Below are 18,316 nucleotides of genomic sequence, written 5' to 3'. Positions count from 1 at the left end.
GCACTCAGACATGACGACCAAGAACCGCCACTACCGCATCGCGGTCATCCCCGGCGACGGCATCGGCAAGGAAGTGGTGCCGGAAGGCGTCCGCATCCTCGAAGCCGCCGCGGAGAAGTTCGGCTTCCGTCTCGACCTGGAGCACCACGCCTTCGGCTCCTGCGACTACTACGCCGAGCACGGCACGATGCTGCCGGCGAATTGGAAGGAGCTCCTGACCCCGACCGACGCGATCTTCTTCGGTGCCGTCGGCTGGCCGGCCACCGTGCCGGACCACGTCTCGCTCTGGGGCTCGCTGCTGCAATTCCGGCGCGAGTTCGACCAGTACGTCAACCTGCGCCCGGTCCGGCTGATGCCGGGCGTCCCCTGCCCGCTCGCCGGCCGCGAGCCCGGCGACATCGACTTCTACGTCGTGCGCGAGAACACCGAGGGCGAGTATTCCTCGGTCGGCGGCACGATGTATCCGGGCACCGAGCGGGAGATCGTGATCCAGGAAACGGTGATGAGCCGTCACGGCGTCGACCGGATCCTGAAATTCGCCTTCGACCTCGCGCAGTCCCGGCCGAAGAAGCACCTGACCTCGGCCACCAAGTCGAACGGCATCGCCATCACGATGCCGTACTGGGACCAGCGGGTCGAGGCGATGGGCGAGCGCTACCCCGAGGTGGCCTGCGACAAGTACCACATCGACATCCTGACCGCCCACTTCGTGCTGCACCCGGACTGGTTCGACGTGGTGGTGGCCTCGAACCTGTTCGGCGACATCCTGTCGGATCTCGGCCCGGCCTGCACCGGCACGATCGGCATCGCGCCCTCGGCCAACATCAACCCGGAGGGACGCTTCCCCTCGCTGTTCGAGCCGGTCCACGGCTCGGCGCCGGACATCGCGGGCCAGGGCATCGCCAACCCGGTCGGCCAGATCTGGACCGCCGCGATGATGCTGGAGCATCTCGGCGAGGTCGACGCGGCCAACGCCATCGTGGCGGCGATCGAGACGGGCTTACGCGATCCGGCCTCGCGCACCCGCGACCTCAAGGGCACGGCGACCACCCGCGAGGCGGCGGACGCGGTGCTGCGGGCTTTCGCGGCGGTGTGACGAATGTGGTGGGCCGGAGGCGCTGGCGTGCGGCCCACCTCGCTCGTGAGCCTGTATGACATCGTCATATAGCGTGGTACGACGAGGCGTGGAACGGAGGCGCCTCGGTGAGAAGCAGCAAGCCAGTCACCGTCACTCTGGGCGAGATGCGGGAGAGGGTAGAGGCGCGCGTCCGATCGGGGGCTTACACATCGGTCAGCGAGGTCGTGCGGGCGGGTTTACGCGCCCTCGATCGGGAAGAAGCGGCGCTCGACGCCGTGCTCCGCCAGAAGGTGCAAGAGGCTCTGAACGATCCAAGCCCTCCCATTCCCGCCGACCGTGTGTTCGAGGAGTTGCGCGCGTATCATGCGGACCGCCTGAGAGCCGCCGGACGTGACGCATGAGACCGTCTTCCATCGGATCGCCCGCGCCGACCTGTTCGACATCTACGATTACATCGCGCGGCAGAGCGGCCGTGCGCGTGCGGGCGACTATCTCGGCCGCATCGAGGAGGCCTGCAACGCCCCAAGGACTTTCCCGAGAAGGGAACGCCACGCCATGACATTGCGACTGGCGTGCGAACCTGGGCGATTGAGCGTAGGGTACTGATCGTCTACCGTTTACAGGAAGGGCAGGTGGAGATTCTGCGCGTCCTCTGTGCCGGCCGCGACTTCCGGTCCGGCCAAATCCCTCATTGAGCGAGTCCCTCATTGAGAATGCAGTCTCCGGCCGCGACGGAATCGGTGCGAACCGCTCCAGCAAAGGCTGCCTCTCGGCAGAACGACAGGAGACGCCCGCGTTTCCTGTCGTCACCGACCCTGTCCTTGACCAAGCCTGATCAATCTGCGGTCTGCGAGAGACGATATCCCTCATCCACCCACCCGGTGACCCCACCGATCATCACCTTCACCGGCAGTCCGAGTTCGGCAAGGTGCAGCGCGGCCTTGTCGGCGCCGTTGCAATGGGGACCGGCGCAATAGACCACGAACAGCGTGCCGGCGGGCCACTCGGCCATGCGCCGCGGCGTCATCTTGCCCCGCGGCAGGTTGAGGGCACCGGGGACGTGGCCCTTCGCGTAGAGGGACGGCCCGCGCACGTCGAGGAGCACGAAGCCGGGCCCTCCCGTCGCCGAACCCGCTTGCGCGAAGGCGGCGTGGACGTCGGCGCAATCGGTCTCTCGGCTGAGGCGGCTCGCGTAGTGCGCGGCGACCTCGGCGGCGGGGGCGGGCGGGATGGCGGTGACGGGGTTCGACATGACGGCTTCGCTTTCCTCTCGACCGCTCTATCCTGCCGCCGCCCTCATCGGCCCGAGACCGGGCCTCCTGCCGTTCTGCGTCGAGATCGTGCCAACCCCCCCCGCCTTCCCGAACCTTACCTCCGGCCCGCGCGTCGCGGTGCTGGCCTATGACGGACTGTGCACCTTCGAGTTCGGCGTTGCCGCCGAGGTATTCGGGCTGCCGCGGCCCGAGGCGGGCCCGGGCTGGTACCGCTACGCGGTCTGCGCGGCCGAGCCCGGGCCGTTGCGGGCCGCCGGCGGCCTCACGGTGGCGGTGGAAGGCGGGCTCGACATCCTCGACGAGGCCGACCTCGTGGTGGTGCCGGGCTGGCGGGCGATCGACGCCGCCGTGCCGCCGGATCTCGTCCGGGCGCTCACGCAGGCCCATGCGCGGGGCGCCCGGCTGATGTCGCTGTGCTCCGGGCTCGCGGTCCTGGCGGCGACCGGGCTCCTCGACGGGCGGAAGGCCACGACCCACTGGCGCTACGCACAAGACATCGCCGCGCGCCACCCCGCCATCGCCCTCGATCCGGGCGTGCTCTACGTCGACGAGGGCCGGATCCTGACCGCTGCCGGCAGCGCCACCGGCATCGATCTCTGCCTCCACGTCATGCGGGGCGATTTCGGGCCGGACCTCGCCAACGCGGTGGCGCGCCGCCTCGTCGTGCCGCCGCACCGCGAGGGCGGCCAGGCCCAGTTCATCGAGGCACCGGTCCTGCGCACGCACGAGGCGGCCCGCCTCGGCCCGGTGATCGACGCGATGCGGGCAGGCCTCGCCGAGGACCAGCCGCTGGCCGCCATGGCCGACCGGGCCGGGATGAGTCTGCGCACCTTCCAGCGCCGCTTCACCGCCGCGACCGGCCTGCCGCCGGGCGAGTGGATCATCGCCGAGCGGCTGCGCCTCGCCCGGGAGATGCTGGAGCGGCCGGGAGCCGTGTCGCTCGCGGAGATCGCCGAGGCGAGCGGCTTTCGCAGCCCGGCCGGCCTGCGCCACCATTTCCGGGCGCGGCTCGGCACCAGTCCGGCAGCCTACCGGCGCAGCTTCGCCGGTCGCGCCTGAGCCTCAGCCGGCCGGTGCAGGCCCCGTCCGCCGCTGCCCGATCGCGCTCGCCAGCATCCTGGAGAGCTGCTCGGCCGAGTACGGCTTGTGCAGCAGGGGCACGCCGTGCGAGCCCTCCTGGGCCAGGACGTGGCTGTAGCCGGAGGTGAGCAGCACCGGCAGGCCGGGATGGCGCTGGCGCAGCGCCTTGGCGAGCTCGATGCCGCCCATGCCGGGCATCACCACGTCGGAGAACACCGCGTCGAAGCCGGGATCTCCCCCCAGCACCTCCAGGGCGGCCTCGGCGTTGGTGACCCAGGTGGCGACGTAGCCGAGATCGTTGAGGATCTGCGCCGCGAAGCGGCCGACGCCGACATTGTCCTCGACGAGCAGGACCCGCTGGCCGGCCCGGGCCGGGGCCATGCCCTCGTCCGCCGGCAGCGTCCGGTCCGGCTCCACGGGGGCGGCCACCTCGGGCAGGTAGAGGATGAAGGTCGACCCTTCCCCCGGCCGGCTCGTCACGTCGACGTCGCCGCCCGACTGCTTGGCGAAGCCGAAGACCTGGCTGAGCCCCAGGCCCGTGCCCTTGCCGACCTCCTTGGTGGTGAAGAACGGCTCGAAGATCTTGTCGATCACCGCCGGGCCCATTCCGGTGCCGGTATCCGTCAGCGAGATCGCCGCGAAGGGCCCGCGGGCGGCGGCATGGCCGCGGATCTCCGGCTTTGCCGCCCCGCAGGCGACGCTGAGCGTCAGCGTGCCCTCGCCCTCCATCGCGTCGCGGGCGTTCACCGCCATGTTGATCAGCGCGGTCTCGAACTGGCTGAGGTCGGCGCGCACGAAGCACGGACGGTCGGGTCCTTCGGTCACCACGCGGATGCGCGCGCCCGTCACCGTGTCGAGCATGTCGGCCACGCCCTGCAGGCGGGCGACGACGTCGAACACCTCCGGTGCCAGCGCCTGGCGGCGGGCGAAGGCGAGGAGCTGGCCGGTGAGCTTGGCGGCCCGGTCCACCGTGTCGGAGACCGCGTCGAGGTAGCGGCGTTTGCGCGCCTCGGGCAGCTCGGGCCGGCGCAGGAAATCCACCGACGAGCGAATGATGGTGAGCAGGTTGTTGAAGTCGTGCGCGACCCCGCCGGTGAGCTGGCCCACCGCCTCCATCTTCTGCGACTGGCGCAGGGCCTCCTCGGCCTGGACCAGGCGCTGCGCCCGCTCGCGCTGCTCGGTCACGTCGCGGGCGACGCAGTACAGGTTGCCCTCGAACGGCACCGCCCGCCACGACAGGGTGCGGTAGCCGCCGTCCCGGGTGCGGAAGCGGTTCTCGAACGACAGGGTCGGCTCGCCGGCGGCGAGGTGCCGGATCTCGTCCCGGGTCCGGTCCTGGTCGTCCGGGTGCTCGAGCCAGGCCGAGGTGTGCCCGACCACCTCGTCCGGCTGCCAGCCCAGCGTCGCGGTCCAGGCCGGGTTGACGCTGCGCCAGACGCCGTCGGAATCGGCGACCCCGAGCATGTCGCGGCTCACCTGCCAGATCCGGTCGCGCTCGGCGGTGCGGGCGGCGACCTGACGCTCCAGGGTCTCGTTGAGGCCGCGCAGGGCCTCCTCGAGCCGGCGCTGCGCGGTGATGTCGTTGAACAGGACCGCGACGTGCCGGGCCTCCGGCGGGTCGACCCGGAAGGCGTGGACCTCGTACCAGCGCTCGCCCAGCGACCGGGCCGGCTGGACGAAGCGCACCGGCTCGCCGGTCAGCGCGACCCGGCCGTAGAGGTCGAACCAGTGCTGCTCGTGGCCGGGCGCGAGATCGCGCATCCAGCGCCCTGCCGCGGCCTCGAGGCCGGTCTGGCGGGCGAAGGCGGGGTTCACCTCGAGGAATCGGTAATCCTCGGGAACGCCGTCGTCGGAGACGCGCAGGGCGATGACGCAGAAGCCGGCATCGATCGCCTCGAACAGGGTGCGGTAGCGCGCCTCGCTGCGCCGCAGGGCCTCCTCGGCCTGCCGCCGGGCGGTGATGTCGACGATGAACTCGAAGCCGGTGCCGTCGTCGAGGCGGGTCGCCGCGCACAGGCCCCAGAACCGCGAGCCGTCCTTGCGCAGGTATTCCCGCTCGGTCGGGTCGGAGCGGCCGTGCGCCTGCAGCTCGGCGATGACGCCCCGGGAGACCGCCTGCCATTCCGGCGGCACCAGGCTGTCGCCGGTGAGGAGGCCGCGATCCAGGTCGTCGCGGTCGTAGCCGCTCATCGCCAGGAAGGCGTCGTTGGCCTCGCGGACCCGGCCCGCCATGTCGAAGACGATCGCCCCGACGGTCTCGATGCTGAGCGCGGTGCGCAGGCGCGGATCGACGAGGAGGCCGCCGAAGGCGGGCCGTCCCGCGGCCTCGGCGAGGGCGGCCCGCGCCGCCTGCGCCTCGGCCTCGGCCGCCGCCCGTGCGCGCTCCGCCGCCGCCAGCGCGGCGCGCAGCCGGTCGTTCTCCGCGGCAAGGTCCGGGGCTGGCCCGTGATCCGTCATTCCTCTCGCATCCGTCCAGGCGCTGCACCCGCGTCCCGCCGCCATATAGCGGAGGCGGGCGCGGCGTCTCCACCCTCCGGCCCGCGACCAACGGCCAGGGCGGCGCCGGGGCGGCGCCATTGCGGCGGGCCCGGGAAGGCCGCATATCCTGGGTGGCAGCCCCGCCGCGGCGGGGCGCGGAGGCGTGCCGTGCCGATCTCACCGACCCGTTGCAGCAACGCCGCCCTGCGCCGGGCGACGCGCAGCGTCGGGCAGCTCTACGACGAGGCGCTGGCGCCGAGCGGCCTGCGCACCACGCAGTACGGCCTGCTCGCGACGATCCGCGCCCTTGGCCACCCGACCATGGGCGAACTCGCCGACGCGATGGTGATGGACCTCTCGGGGCTCGCCCACACCCTCAAGCCGCTGACCCGCGACGGCTATGTCAGCGTGGTGCCCGACCCGCAGGACCGCCGGGCGCGGCGCATCGCGGTGACGGAAGCGGGGAACGCCAAGCTGAAACAGGCAACGCCGCTGTGGCGGGCCGCGCAGGCGAGCTTCGAGGCGGCGTTCGGGGCCGAGAGGGCGGGTCTGCTGCGCGACCTGCTGCACGAACTGGCGCTGCCGGATTTCCGGGCGGCGTTCGATGCGCCGGCGGGCGGCCGGGACACCCCGGACCACCCTACGGGCTGACGTTTCCCGGTCCCCCGGCCGCGTCGTCCGGAAGCGCCGGCGGCCTGCATTCCGGGTCCCGCAGCCGCGGTCGCGGGCCCTCGTTCTCCCGCAGGCTCTGCCGCCCCGGGATGACGTGCGGCGGTTACGCCGCCACCCCGCGGCCCGCGCGCACGTCCTCCAGCCACCCCGTCCGCAATTCCGGCACCGAGGACAGCAGCAGCCGCGTGTACGGCTCCTGCGGGTCGGCCAGCAGCGCCTCGGTCGGGCCGGCCTCGACGACGCGGCCGTGCTGGAGCACCATCACGGCGTCGCTGATCGAGCGGATCACCCCGAGGTCGTGGCTGATGAAGACGTAGGCGACGTTCAGCTCGCGCTGGATCTCGACCAGGAGGTCGAGCACCGCCTCGCCCACCACCGTATCCAGCGCCGAGGTGACCTCGTCGCACAGGATCACGTCGGGCTCGGCGGCCAAGGCGCGGGCGAGGTTGATGCGCTGCTTCTGGCCGCCGGACAATTCGCCCGGGCGCCTGTCGGCGACGCTGCGCGGCAGGCGGACCTGGTCGAGGAGCTGCATCAGCCGCTGGCGGCGGGCGCTCGCGCCGAGGCGGTGGTAGAAGGCGAGCGGCCGCTCCAGGATCTGGGCGATGCTCTGGGCCGGGTTCAGCACCGTGTCGGCGTTCTGGAACACGATCTGGATCCGCCGCAGCGTCTCGCGGTCGCGCCGGTCGAGCGCCGTCGGCAGCGGCTTGCCGTCGAGCCGCACCTCGCCGCGGGCGGCCGGCACGATGCCGGCGACGACGCGGGCGAGCGTGCTCTTGCCCGAGCCCGATTCGCCGATGATCCCGAGGGTCTCGGCCCGTCGCAGCGAGAAGCCGACATCGTGCAGGATCTTGATCCGCGGCAGGCCGTCGGGCCCGGCCGGGCCGTAGCCGGCGGTGATGCCGGTCGCCGCGAGCACCGGCGCCTCGCCGGTATCGTGGGCGGCCTCCGGGCCCTTGCGCTTGACCGGGGCGGCCGCCGCGAGGAGCTGGCGGGTATAGGGGTGGGTGGGAGCGCTCACCATCTGCTCGACGGCGCCGATCTCGGCGAGCCGCCCGTGGCGCAGGACCGCGATGCGGTCGGCGATCTGGGCCACCACCGCGAGGTCGTGGCTGACGTAGATGCCGGTGATGCCGCGCTCGCGGATCGCCGCCTTGAACGAGATCAGCACCTCGATCTGGGTCGTGACGTCGAGCGCCGTGGTCGGCTCGTCGAAGATCACGAGGTCGGGATCGTTGAGGAGCGCCATGGCGGCGAGCAGCCGCTGGAGCTGGCCGCCCGAGACCTGGTGGGGGTAGCGGTCGCCGATCGTGTCGGGGTTCGGCAGGGCGAGCTCGGCGAACAGCGCCTTCGCCTTGGCGGTCGCGGCCTCGGCCGAGAGCGAGCCGTGGATCAGCGCGCTCTCGATCACCTGCGCCATGATGGTGCGGGCGGGGTTGAACGAGGCCGCCGCACTCTGCGCGATGTAGGCGATGCGGTTGCCGCGCAGTCCCCGCAGCCCGGCGGGGGAGCAAGCCAGGACCTGCGTGCCGAACACGTCGATCGCGCCGCCGCGGATCGCGCAGCCCTTGCGGGCGTAGCCCATCATGGCGAGCGCGATCGTGGTCTTGCCGGAGCCCGATTCGCCGATCAGCGCCAGCACCTCGCCGCGGGCGATCTCGAAGCCGACCTCGTGGACGATCGTCGTCTCAGGCCCGTCCTCGGCCTTCGCGACGACCTTGAGGGCCTCGACGCGGACGCTGCCGCTCTTGTGCGCGTGCGCCATGCTCAGCGCCCTCCCGCTCTCGCCCGGCCGGGCAGGTTGTCGACCAGGAGATTCACACCGATGGTCAGGAACGCGATGGCGACCGCCGGCATCACCACCGCCGGGGCGCCGTAGCTCAGGCCCGCGATGTTCTCGCGCACCAGCGAGCCCCAGTCGGCGTAAGGCGGCTGCACGCCCAGCCCGAGGAACGACAGGCTCGAGAGCAGCAGCACCACGAAGACGAAGCGCAGGCCGAAATCGGTGGCGAGCGGCCCGACCATGTTGGGCATCACCTCGCGCAGCATGATGTAGCCGCGGCCCTCGCCGCGGGCCTTCGCGGCGAGCACGAAATCCTCCGCCGCGATGTTGACCGCGAGCGCCCGGGTGATCCGGTAGCAGCCCGGCACGTAGATGAACGCCATGGTGAGCACCAGGATCGGCAGCGACGAGCCGAGGCCGGCGATCAGCACCAGCGCCAGCATCTTCGAGGGGATCGAGGTCAGCGCGTCGAGGAGGCGGCTGAGGATGCTGTCGGTCCAGCCGCCGACGACCGCCGCGAACAGCCCGAGACCGATGCCGGCGGTGCAGGCGAGCGCGGTGGCGAGCGCCGCGATGCCGACCGTGTAGCGGGCGCCGAGCAGGATGCGGCTCAGCATGTCGCGGCCGAGATAGTCGGTGCCGAGGGGATAGGCCTTGCTGATCGGCCCGAACACGTCGACGTCGACGATCGCGCCGGCGTCGTAGGGGCTGAGCGCCTGGCCGAACACCGCCAGCACGATGCCGGTGAGCACGATGGCGGCGCCGATGGCGGCGGCGGGGCTGACGCGCAGGCGCAGGCGCGAGGCGGCCGGGGCGATGTCGGTCACGGTCTCGCTCATGAGTGGCGCAGCCTCGGGTTGGAGAGGATCGCGACGATGTCGGCGGTGGTCACCAGGAGCAGGTAGACGGCGCAGAACACGATGGCGCAGGCCTGCACCACCGGCATGTCGCGCATCGACACGCTGTCGACCATCAGCTTGGCGATGCCCGGGTAGTTGAAGATCGTCTCGACGATGATGACGCCGCCGAGCAGGTACGACAGGCTGAGCGCGACCGCGTTGGCGATGGCCCCGACGGTGTTCGGCAGGACGTGGCGCAGCACGATCCGGGCCGGGCTCGCGCCTTTCAGCGCCGCCATCTCGACGTAGGGAGACTTCAGCGCCTCGATCACCGCGGCGCGGGTCATCCGCACCATCTGGGTGACGACGACGAAGGACAGGCTCATCACCGGCATCGCGACCGCGCGCAGGAATTGCAGCGGCGTCGCCGAGCGCGGCATGAAGGAGAGGGCCGGCAGCCATTGCAGGTGCACGGCGAAGATCAGCACCGCCAGGGTGGCGACGAGGAATTCGGGGATCGACACCGCCGAGATCGTCACCACGCCGACCGCCCGGTCGTAGAGCGAGCCGCGCCAGACCGCCGCGGTGATGCCGAGCGTCAGCGCCAGCGGCACCGAGATCGCCGCCACGATGCCCGCGAGGACGAGCGAGCTCGACAGCCGGGCCCAGATCAGCCCGCCGACCGGCTGGCGGCTGACGAGCGAGACGCCGGCGTCGCCCGTGAGCAGGCCGCCGAGCCAGGACACGAAGCGCTGGAGCGCCGGCACGTCGAGGCCGAGGGCGTGGCGCAGGCCCGCCACCGCCTCCGGCGTCGCGCTCTGGCCGAGGATCGCCTGGGCGACGTCGCCCGGCAGGAGCTGGGTCGCCCCGAACACCACCGCCGAGACGAAGAGCAGCGTCGCGAGGGCGACGAGCATCCGGCCCGCGATCAGCTTCACCATGCGGCGGCTCATGCGCCCTCCCTGGTCCTTGGTCGGCCGGCCCTCACGGGCGGGCGTGGTGGTGTGGGTCGTGTCGGCGTAGGCACGGTGCCTCCGGGCGGGGCCGGTCGATACGGCGGTGACCGCGACGGACCGGACATCCACCGGGTCATCCCGGGTTCTCGACGTCGTCGAGCCCCGGGATGACGCAGCGCGGCGTGAGCGTCGAGCCCACACGATCCCGAACGTCGGGATCGACGAACCTTATGCGTCGAGCCAGACGTACTCGCCGAAGGTGTAGCCCATCAGGCCGCCGGTCGGCATCGGGCGCAGGCCCTTGATCTTGGTGGAGTAGCAATCGAGGTTGCTGATGAAGGCCGGGATGCCGATGCCGGCGCCGTCATGCACCAGCACCTGCGCGTCGTGGTACATCTGCTTGCGCTTGGCCTCGTCGCGCTCGGCCCGGGCGGCGACGATCAGCTGGTCGAACGTCTCGTTCTTCCAGCGCGACTCGTTCCAGTTCGCGTCCGACTTGAAGAACAGGCTGAACAGCAGGTCGGCGGTCGGCCGCGGGTTGACGTTGCCGAAGCAGAACGGGCTCTTCATCCAGTAGTTCGACCAGTAGCCGTCGGACGGCACGCGCTGAACGTCGAGGTTAAGGCCGAGCTTCTTGGCCTCCTGCTGCAGCAGCACCGCCATCTCGACCGAGGCGTCGGCCGCCGGCGAGGCGACGAGCGGGATGGTCGAGCCGAGCACCCCGGCCTTGTTGAAGTGGAACTTCGCCTTCTCGGGGTCGAAGGCCCGCTGCGGGATGTCGGCGGCGTAGTAGCGGTTCGAGGACGGGATCGGGTGGTCGTTGGCGATCTCGGCGTAGCCGCGGAAGATCGCGGTCCGCATCTGGGCGCGGTTGAGCAGGTACTTCATGCCGAGCACGAAGTCCGGGTTGGTGCCCGGGCCCTCGTCGAGGCGGGCGATCAGGTCGGTGTAGAGGCCGGCCTTGGTCTCGAGCACGCCGAAGCCGCCGGCGCTCTCGATCACCCGCAGCGAGCGCGGGTTGATCACCGCGGCGATCTGCACGTCGCCCGACATGAGGGCGTTCAGCCGCGCCTGCTCGTCGGGCAGGCCGAAGAACTCGATGCTGTCGACGAACGGGCCGGGCTGGCGCCAGTAATTCGCGTTGCGCAGCGCGATGGTGCGCACGCCCGGGATGAACTCCTTGCAGGTGAACGGCCCGGTGCCGATGCCCTTCGAGAAGTCCGTCGTGCCGGCCTGGACGATGTGGAAATGCGCGGTGCCGAGGATGGTCGGCCAGTCGGCATTGGCGCCGGACAGCACGATGGTGACCTCGTTCGGGCTCGAGGCCTCGATCGACGTCATTTGCTTGGCCAGCGTGTTGGCCTTGGAGCCCACCGCCGGGTCGAGGTGGCGCTTGAGCGAGTAGATCACGTCCTCGGTCGTCAGCGCCTTGCCGTCGTGGAAGGTCACGCCCTTGCGCAGCTTGAACACCCAGGTCTTGGCGTCCTGGCTGTCGAAGCTCTCGGCCAGTTCCGGGGCCGGGGCGCCGGCCTCGTCGATGCGGACGAGCTTGTTGTAGAAGAAGTTGCAGCGGACGTAGTCGCTCGCGTTCGACTGCTTGGCCGGGTCGAGCGTGTCGGAGGTCGAGCTGGTATAGGTGCAGACGCGGATGTTGCCGCCGCGCTTCGGCGTCTGGGCCAGCGCCTGGGTGGCGCTGCCGAACACCGCGCCGCCGGCCATCAGGCCCATGCCGGCCGTGCCGAGCAGGCCGAGGATGTCGCGCCGCGACGCGCCCCGGCGCAGGCCGTCGAGGACGCGGCCGCGCTCCATCGGGCTCATGGTCTCAAAAGCGTCTGCGTCCCGCTGCGACATCGTCTTCCCCTCCGGCAGGCCTCGCGGCGCCGTTGCTGGTGCGGTGCGATCGTCCGATGCTGCACCGCCAAATTTTTGGGCATGTTCCGTCCGGCCCAAACAATCATCACCATCTTCGTAGGATTGTCAACAATCAGAACGGAGCGGCGGCGACTTGGCGTGAACTTGGCGAGGCCCCGGCCGCCGGCCGCCGGCGCGTGCCGTCCGGGGCACCGTTTGCGGCAGGTTCTGCCGTGCGGGGGCCCGGCATCGGCCGGGGCGCGGCCGCCGGTCCGGGCTATGATTCGCGAAAGCCCGCGCCACCGCGAGACGCCCCGATGCAAGACGCCGCCGCCCTCCTGTCCGATCTCGTCGCGATTCCGTCGGTGTGCCGCACGCCGAACGGGACGATCGTGGACCTGGTGCGCGACCACCTCGCCCGCCACGGCGTCGAGGCTCGGGTGCTGCCGGGGCCGGAGGGCGACCGCGCCAACCTGTTCGCCACCATCGGCCCGCGCGACGTGCCGGGGATCGTGCTGTCGGGCCATCTCGACGTGGTGCCGGCCGGGCAGGGCTGGAGCGGCGATCCCTTCACCCTGCGCCGGAGCGGCGACCGCCTGGTCGGGCGCGGCGCCGTCGACATGAAGGGCTTCGTCGCCTGCCTGCTCGCCCTGGTGCCCGAGATGGTGGCGGCGAACCTCGCCCGGCCGATCCACCTCGCCCTGTCCTACGACGAGGAGGTCGGCTGCGTCGGCGTGCGCCACATGATCGCGCGGCTGCCCGAGCTGTGCGCCGCCCCGGTCGGATGCCTCGTCGGCGAGCCCTCCGAGATGCGGCCGGTCCTGCGCCACAAGGGCAAGGTGGCGGGTCGCCTGACGGTGCGCGGCCGGGCCGGCCATTCCTCGCGGCCCGACCTCGCCGACAACGCCGTGCATCTCGCCGCCGACATCGTCGGGCTGGTGCGGGCGACGCACGAGCGCTTCTCCCGCGAGGGGCCGTTCCACCCGCTGTTCGCGCCCGCCTCCTCGACGCTGCAGGTCGGGGTGATCGCCGGCGGCACCGGGGTCAACGTCGTGCCCGATACCTGCCGGGTCGAGTGGGAGGCCCGCGCCGTGCCGGGCACCGACCCGATGACGATCCACGACGCGCTCCAGGCCGGCATCGCCGGCCTCGTGGCGCCGTTGCGGGCGGCCGGGCGGGAGGTCGCGGTCGAGAGCGAGATCCTGTCGCTCTATCCCGCCCTCGACCTTCCCGACGACGCACCCTTGCGCCGCCTCGCCGAGGCCTGGTCCGGCCATGAGGCCCTCGGGGCGGTGAGCTACGGCACCGAGGCCGGGCTGTTCCAGGCCGCCGGCATCCCGTCGATCATCTGCGGCCCGGGCCGCATCGCCGAAGCGCACCGGCCCGACGAATCGATCGGGCTTTCCGACCTCGACGAATGCTGCGCGATGCTGCGCCGGGTGATCGCGGATCAAAGTTGAGCGCAACCGAACCGGACCAGTTCGGCCGCGTTGTCGGGTCCAGGATCTAACGAACCTCGGATCCGACAGGAGAGCAGCATGCGTTCGATTCTCGCAGGACTCGCCGCCGGCCTTCTCGTCGCGGGTGCGGCCTCAGCCCAGACCGCCGCCCCGTCCACCGCCCCCGGCACCATGCGGACGGGCCCTGCCGCCACCGGTACCGTCGCGCCGGTGCCGAACAACACCGGCGGCGGTGCCGGCGGCGTCGTGGCGCCCGGCTCGACCGGCGCCTCGACGGTGACCGGCAACTCGGCGGCGGGCGGCAATGCCGGCCAGCCGTCCCGCGCGGTGCCGCAGGGCAGCAGCGGCAGCGGCAGCCGCTGACGGCGGCCGGCGCCATATCGCGATTCTATCGCGCGCGCCCGTCGATCGTATTGGAATCGGGCCTCCCGGCGCGGTAACACCGCGCCCAACAGCCGGCCGGCCGCCTCGGGAATGGCGGCCGGCCGTCACGGGAGGTAGACGCATGAACGCCCATCAGCACTTCATCGGCGGCACCTGGGTCGGCGGCGAGGCGACCCTGCCGGTCCTCAACCCGTCGCACGGCCAGGAGATGGCCCGCATCGCCCGCGGCGGTGCCAAGGAGATCGACGACGCCGTCAAGGCCGGCCACGCCGCCATGGACGGCGAGTGGGGCCGGCTCGACGCCGCCTCCCGCGGCCGGCTGATGCTGAAGCTCGCCGAGTTGATCCGCCGCGACGCCGAGATCCTGGCCAAGATGGAGAGCGAGGACGTCGGCAAGCCGATGACGCTCGCCCGCAACGATGCCCAGGTCTGCGCCCGCTACTTCGAGTATTACGGCGGCGCCGCCGACAAAGTGCACGGCGACACGATCCCGTTCCAGAACGGCTTCACCGTCATGACCGTCTACGAGCCGCACGGCGTCGTCGGCGTGATCGTGCCGTGGAACTACCCCCTCCAGATGACCGGCCGCTCGGTCGCCCCGGCGCTCGCCATGGGCAACGCGGTCGTGCTCAAGCCCGCCGAGGACACCTCGCTCTCGGCGCTCCACCTCGCCAAGCTCGCGGCCGAGGCCGGCTTCCCGGCCGGCAGCCTCAACGTGGTGACGGGCTTGGGCGAGGAGGCGGGCGCGGCACTGGCCTCGCACAAGGGCATCCACCACATCAGCTTCACCGGCTCGCGGGAGGTCGGAATCCTGATCCAGACGGCGGCGGCCAAGAACACCATTCCCGTCACGCTCGAGCTCGGCGGCAAGTCGCCCCAGGTCGTCTTCGCCGACGCCGACTTGTCGGAGGCCGGCACCGTCATCGTCAAGGCGATCACCCAGAATGCCGGCCAGACCTGCTCGGCCGGGTCCCGCGTGGTGATCGAGGACAAGATCTACGATAGCTTCACTGCCGATCTCGCCAAGCGCTTCAAGGACCTGCGCGTCGGCTCGGGCGAGCAGGACCTCGACCTCGGCCCCGTGGTCAACGCCAAGCAGTGCGAGCGGGTGCAGGGCTACATCGATCTCGCCCGCCGCGACGGCCTGACCATCCTGGCCGAGGGCGAGCTCGGCACCAACGTGCCGGGCGACGGCTACTACGTCCGCCCGACCCTGATCGGCGACGTGCCGCCGGACCACCGCCTGGCGCAGGAAGAGATCTTCGGGCCGGTCCTGGTGGCGATCCGGGTGCGCGACGAGGCCGAGGCCTTGAAGGTCGCGAACGGCACCGAGTACGGGCTCGCCGCCGGCATCTGGACCCAGGATCTCGGCAAGGCGCTGCGCCTGTCGAAGGGCATCAAGTCGGGCCAGGTCTTCGTCAACAATTACGGCGCGGGCGGCGGCGTCGAGCTGCCCTTCGGCGGCGTGAAGGGCTCGGGCCACGGCCGCGAGAAGGGCTTCGAGGCGCTTTACGGCTTCGGCGCCATGAAGATGATCGCGATCAAGCACGGGGTCTGAGGGTCATGGCGGCGGGGAGTGGGGTGAGGCCGCTCAAGGGCCTGACCGTGGTGGCGCTCGAGCAGGCGGTGGCAGCCCCCTACTGCTCCTCGCGCCTGGCCGACGCGGGCGCCCGCGTCATCAAGATCGAGCGGCCGGAGGGCGATTTCGCCCGCGGCTACGACGCGGCGGTGAACGGGCTGGCGAGCTACTTCGTCTGGCTCAACCGCGGCAAGGAGAGCCTGGTCGCCGACATCAAGGATCCGGGCGATGCCCGGCTCCTGCACGCGGTGCTGGCGACGGCCGACGTGTTCATCCAGAACCTCGCGCCGGGCGCCGCCGCCCGGGCGGGCTTCGGCTCGGAGGAGTTGCGGGCCCGCTATCCGCGGCTCATCACGGTCGACGTGACCGGCTACGGCACCGGGCATTCCTACTCCGACATGAAGGCCTACGACCTCCTGGTCCAGGCCGAGAGCGGCCTGGCCGAGATCACCGGCCACCCGGCCGGTCCCGGCCGGGTCGGGGTGTCGGTCTGCGACATCGCCTGCGGCATGGCGGCCCACGCGGCGGTGCTGGAGGCGCTGATCGCCCGGGGCATCACCGGGGAGGGCGCGAAGCTCGAAGTCAGCCTGTTCGACGGCATGGCCGACTGGATGAACGTGCCGCTCCTCTACTTCGAGGGTACCGGCCGGGCGCCGCAGCGGGTCGGCCTCGCCCACCCGTCGATCTGCCCCTACGGCGCCTTCCCGACCCGGGACGGGGCCCTGGTGCTGATCTCGATCCAGAACGAGCGCGAATGGCGCAAGTTCTGCTCCGAGTTCCTGCGCCAGCCCGATCTTCCCGCGCGGGCGGGCTTCGAGAGCAACAACGCCCGGGTGGCGAACCGGCCCGAGGTCGACGCGGTGGTGGCGCAGGTCTTCGCGGATCTCAGCCGCGACGAGGCGGCCGCGCGGCTGCGCGAAGCCGGCACCGCCTACGGCTTCGTCAACGGCCTGTCCGACCTCGTCTCGCACCCCGCGCTCCGGCGGGTGACCGTCGAGACCCCGGCCGGCCCGGCCTCGATCGTCGCGCCGCCGGCGCTCCGCAACGGCCAGGCGCCGGTGATGGGCCGCGTGCCGGGAATCGGCGAGCACAGCGAGGCGATCCGGCGGGAGTTTGCGGCGTAGACCTTCCGCAACCCCGATAAGTCCAGCACACTCCCCTCTCCCGTTTGGGAGAGGGGCCGGGGGTGAGGGTGGAGACGGTTCAGAACCAAGCTCTGACCGTTGAGCTGCCAGCACGACGTTCAGTGCTTCAATCAGAACCGTAGCACCCTCACCCCTACCCCTCTCCCACACGGGAGAGGGGATCCCGCGCTTGATCAATCAAGGCTGCGGCGATCTCAGATCATTGTCTTTGGAGGACAACCATGGCCACCATCCGCGAAGACGACCTGGTCGCCTCCATCGCCGACGCCCTGCAATTCATCTCGTACTACCACCCGGCGGACTACATCGAGAACCTCGCCGACGCCTGGCGGCGCGAGGAGAGCCCGGCGGCCCGGGACGCGATGGCGCAGATCCTGGTCAATTCCCGCATGGCCGCCTTCGGCCGGCGGCCGATCTGCCAGGATACCGGCACTGCGCAGGTGTTCATGAAGGTCGGGCTCAACGCCCGCATCGTCTCGAACCGCTCGCTCCAGGAGATCGTCGACGAGGGCGTGCGCCGGGCGTGGCGCGAGGAGCGCAACCCGCTGCGCGCCTCCGTGGTCTCCGAGCCGCTCTTCGGCCGCCGCAACACCGGCGACAACGCGCCGGCCATGCTCCACGTCGAGCTGGTGGCCGGCGACGCGATCGAGGTCCACGTCGCCGCGAAGGGCGGCGGCTCGGAGAACAAGGCGAAGTTCGCCGCCCTCAACCCGAGCGATTCGGTCGCCGACTGGGTGGTGCGCACCGTCGAGACCCTGGGGGCCGGATGGTGCCCGCCCGGCATGCTCGGGATCGGCGTCGGCGGCTCGCCCGAGAAGGCGATGACGCTGGCCAAGCTCTCGCTCCTCGACCCGATCGACCTGCCGCAGATCCGCGCCCGCGGCCCCTCGTCCAAGGAGGAGGAATTGCGGCTCGAGATCTTCGAGCGGGTCAACGCGCTCGGCATCGGCGCGCAGGGCCTCGGCGGGCTGACCACCGTGCTGGATGTGAAGCTCAAGACCTTCCCGGTCCACGCCGCCTCGCTCCCCGTCGGCCTGATTCCGCAATGCGCCGCCGACCGGCACGCCCACTTCACCCTCGACGGCAGCGGTCCCGCCGTCTTCACCCCGCCCTCCCTCGACCTCTGGCCGCAGGACATCAGCGTCGCGACCGCCGCCGGGCGCCGGGTCGACCTCGACCGGCTGACCCGCGAGGAGGTGGCGACCTGGCGCGCCGGCGAGACGCTGCTGCTGTCGGGCCGCCTGCTCACCGGGCGCGACGCGGCGCATCTTCGCCTGACCCGGATGCTGGAGGCGGGCGAGCCCCTGCCGGTCGATCTGCGCGACCGGGCGATCTACTATGTCGGCCCGGTCGACGCGGTCGGCGACGAGGCGGTGGGCCCGGCCGGTCCCACCACGGCGACCCGGATGGACAAGTTCCTGGAGCCGATCCTGTCGCGGACCGGCCTTCTCGTCATGGTCGGCAAGGCCGAGCGCGGTCCCGCCGCCGTCGAGACCATCGCGCGCCACGGCGCGGCCTACCTGATCGCGGTCGGCGGCGCGGCCTACCTCGTCTCGAAGGCGATCAAGGCGGCCCGGGTGCTCGCCTTCGCCGATCTCGGCATGGAGGCGATCCACGAATTCGTCGTCGAGGACATGCCGGTCACGGTCGCGGTCGACGCCGCCGGCACCTCGGTCCACCGCGACGGCCCGGCGCGGTGGAGGCGGCCGGTGCGGGAGATGGCGCCGGCGTAACGTC

At 71.6% G+C, this 18,316-nt stretch carries 15 protein-coding genes and 1 pseudogene; 10 read left to right on the top strand and 6 right to left on the bottom strand.

Annotated elements, in window-relative coordinates:
• The first annotated feature begins 10 nt into the window (after positions 1-10).
• The 3 genes and pseudogenes from A5481_RS23130 to A5481_RS32735 all read left to right on the top strand — a co-directional run bounded on the left by A5481_RS23130 (position 11) and on the right by A5481_RS32735 (position 1,773).
• Positions 11-1,096, top strand: a complete 1,086-nt coding sequence (locus A5481_RS23130) for a tartrate dehydrogenase (RefSeq protein WP_064504336.1) — start codon at positions 11-13, stop codon at positions 1,094-1,096.
• A gap of 107 nt (positions 1,097-1,203) precedes the next feature.
• Positions 1,204-1,479: a type II toxin-antitoxin system ParD family antitoxin gene (locus tag A5481_RS32740; protein WP_082984954.1), complete on the top strand. Its 276-nt coding sequence runs from the start codon at positions 1,204-1,206 to the stop codon at positions 1,477-1,479.
• Positions 1,469-1,773 (top strand): annotated as a pseudogene (locus A5481_RS32735) (type II toxin-antitoxin system RelE/ParE family toxin). Before A5481_RS32740 ends, A5481_RS32735 begins: the two are co-directional and overlap by 11 nt.
• A 140-nt stretch (positions 1,774-1,913) precedes the next feature.
• Here A5481_RS32735 and A5481_RS23120 read toward each other — a convergent pair.
• Positions 1,914-2,330, bottom strand: coding sequence for a rhodanese-like domain-containing protein (locus A5481_RS23120; protein WP_064504334.1), 417 nt, complete (start codon positions 2,328-2,330; stop codon positions 1,914-1,916).
• An 88-nt stretch (positions 2,331-2,418) separates the two neighbouring features.
• On the opposite strand from A5481_RS23120, the gene ftrA reads away from it, so the two are divergent.
• Complete coding sequence (gene ftrA / locus A5481_RS23115) at positions 2,419-3,411, top strand: transcriptional regulator FtrA (protein WP_425350202.1); 993 nt, start codon at positions 2,419-2,421, stop codon at positions 3,409-3,411.
• A 3-nt stretch (positions 3,412-3,414) separates the two neighbouring features.
• On the opposite strand, the gene A5481_RS23110 is transcribed toward ftrA, so the two are convergent.
• Positions 3,415-5,889 carry a hybrid sensor histidine kinase/response regulator gene (locus A5481_RS23110; protein ID WP_064504333.1) on the bottom strand — a complete coding sequence of 825 codons (2,475 nt, stop codon included), beginning with the start codon at positions 5,887-5,889 and terminating at the stop codon, positions 3,415-3,417.
• Between the two features lie 189 nt (positions 5,890-6,078).
• Here A5481_RS23110 and A5481_RS23105 point away from each other — a divergent pair, with 189 nt between their 5' ends.
• Positions 6,079-6,561 carry a MarR family winged helix-turn-helix transcriptional regulator gene (locus A5481_RS23105; RefSeq protein WP_048436449.1) on the top strand — a complete coding sequence of 161 codons (483 nt, stop codon included), beginning with the start codon at positions 6,079-6,081 and terminating at the stop codon, positions 6,559-6,561.
• 124 nt (positions 6,562-6,685) lie between these two features.
• Here the strand turns inward: A5481_RS23105 and A5481_RS23100 are convergent, their stop codons facing one another.
• From A5481_RS23100 to A5481_RS23085, 4 genes are all read right to left on the bottom strand, one after another.
• Positions 6,686-8,347 carry an ABC transporter ATP-binding protein gene (locus A5481_RS23100; RefSeq protein WP_064504332.1) on the bottom strand — a complete coding sequence of 554 codons (1,662 nt, stop codon included), beginning with the start codon at positions 8,345-8,347 and terminating at the stop codon, positions 6,686-6,688.
• A gap of 2 nt (positions 8,348-8,349) precedes the next feature.
• Positions 8,350-9,204: an ABC transporter permease gene (locus A5481_RS23095; protein WP_048436361.1), complete on the bottom strand. Its 855-nt coding sequence runs from the start codon at positions 9,202-9,204 to the stop codon at positions 8,350-8,352.
• Complete coding sequence (locus A5481_RS23090; RefSeq protein WP_048436360.1) at positions 9,201-10,157, bottom strand: ABC transporter permease; 957 nt, start codon at positions 10,155-10,157, stop codon at positions 9,201-9,203. The genes A5481_RS23095 and A5481_RS23090 overlap by 4 nt, the downstream gene beginning before the upstream one ends.
• A gap of 231 nt (positions 10,158-10,388) precedes the next feature.
• A complete protein-coding gene (locus tag A5481_RS23085; protein WP_048436359.1) occupies positions 10,389-12,011 on the bottom strand; it encodes an ABC transporter substrate-binding protein in 1,623 nt (540 codons plus the stop codon).
• Positions 12,012-12,328: 317 nt separating this feature from the next.
• On the opposite strand from A5481_RS23085, the gene argE reads away from it, so the two are divergent.
• From argE to A5481_RS23060, 5 genes are all read left to right on the top strand, one after another.
• Positions 12,329-13,471 (top strand): acetylornithine deacetylase, encoded by a 1,143-nt coding sequence (argE, locus tag A5481_RS23080; RefSeq protein WP_048436358.1) that lies wholly within the window; start codon positions 12,329-12,331, stop codon positions 13,469-13,471.
• A 78-nt stretch (positions 13,472-13,549) separates the two neighbouring features.
• Positions 13,550-13,834, top strand: coding sequence for a hypothetical protein (locus tag A5481_RS23075; RefSeq protein ID WP_048436357.1), 285 nt, complete (start codon positions 13,550-13,552; stop codon positions 13,832-13,834).
• Positions 13,835-13,976: 142 nt separating this feature from the next.
• Positions 13,977-15,413 carry an aldehyde dehydrogenase family protein gene (locus A5481_RS23070; protein ID WP_048436356.1) on the top strand — a complete coding sequence of 479 codons (1,437 nt, stop codon included), beginning with the start codon at positions 13,977-13,979 and terminating at the stop codon, positions 15,411-15,413.
• A gap of 5 nt (positions 15,414-15,418) precedes the next feature.
• The gene (locus A5481_RS23065) at positions 15,419-16,558 is read left to right on the top strand and encodes a CaiB/BaiF CoA transferase family protein (protein WP_048436355.1); all 1,140 of its coding nucleotides are present in this window, start codon (positions 15,419-15,421) and stop codon (positions 16,556-16,558) included.
• A 242-nt stretch (positions 16,559-16,800) separates the two neighbouring features.
• Positions 16,801-18,312 (top strand): fumarate hydratase, encoded by a 1,512-nt coding sequence (locus A5481_RS23060; protein ID WP_048436354.1) that lies wholly within the window; start codon positions 16,801-16,803, stop codon positions 18,310-18,312.
• The last annotated feature ends 4 nt before the right edge of the window (positions 18,313-18,316 follow it).

The organism is Methylobacterium platani, from assembly GCF_001653715.1.
In the GTDB taxonomy this organism is placed as follows: domain Bacteria; phylum Pseudomonadota; class Alphaproteobacteria; order Rhizobiales; family Beijerinckiaceae; genus Methylobacterium; species Methylobacterium platani.
This window is presented reverse-complemented; position numbering and strand designations above follow the sequence as displayed.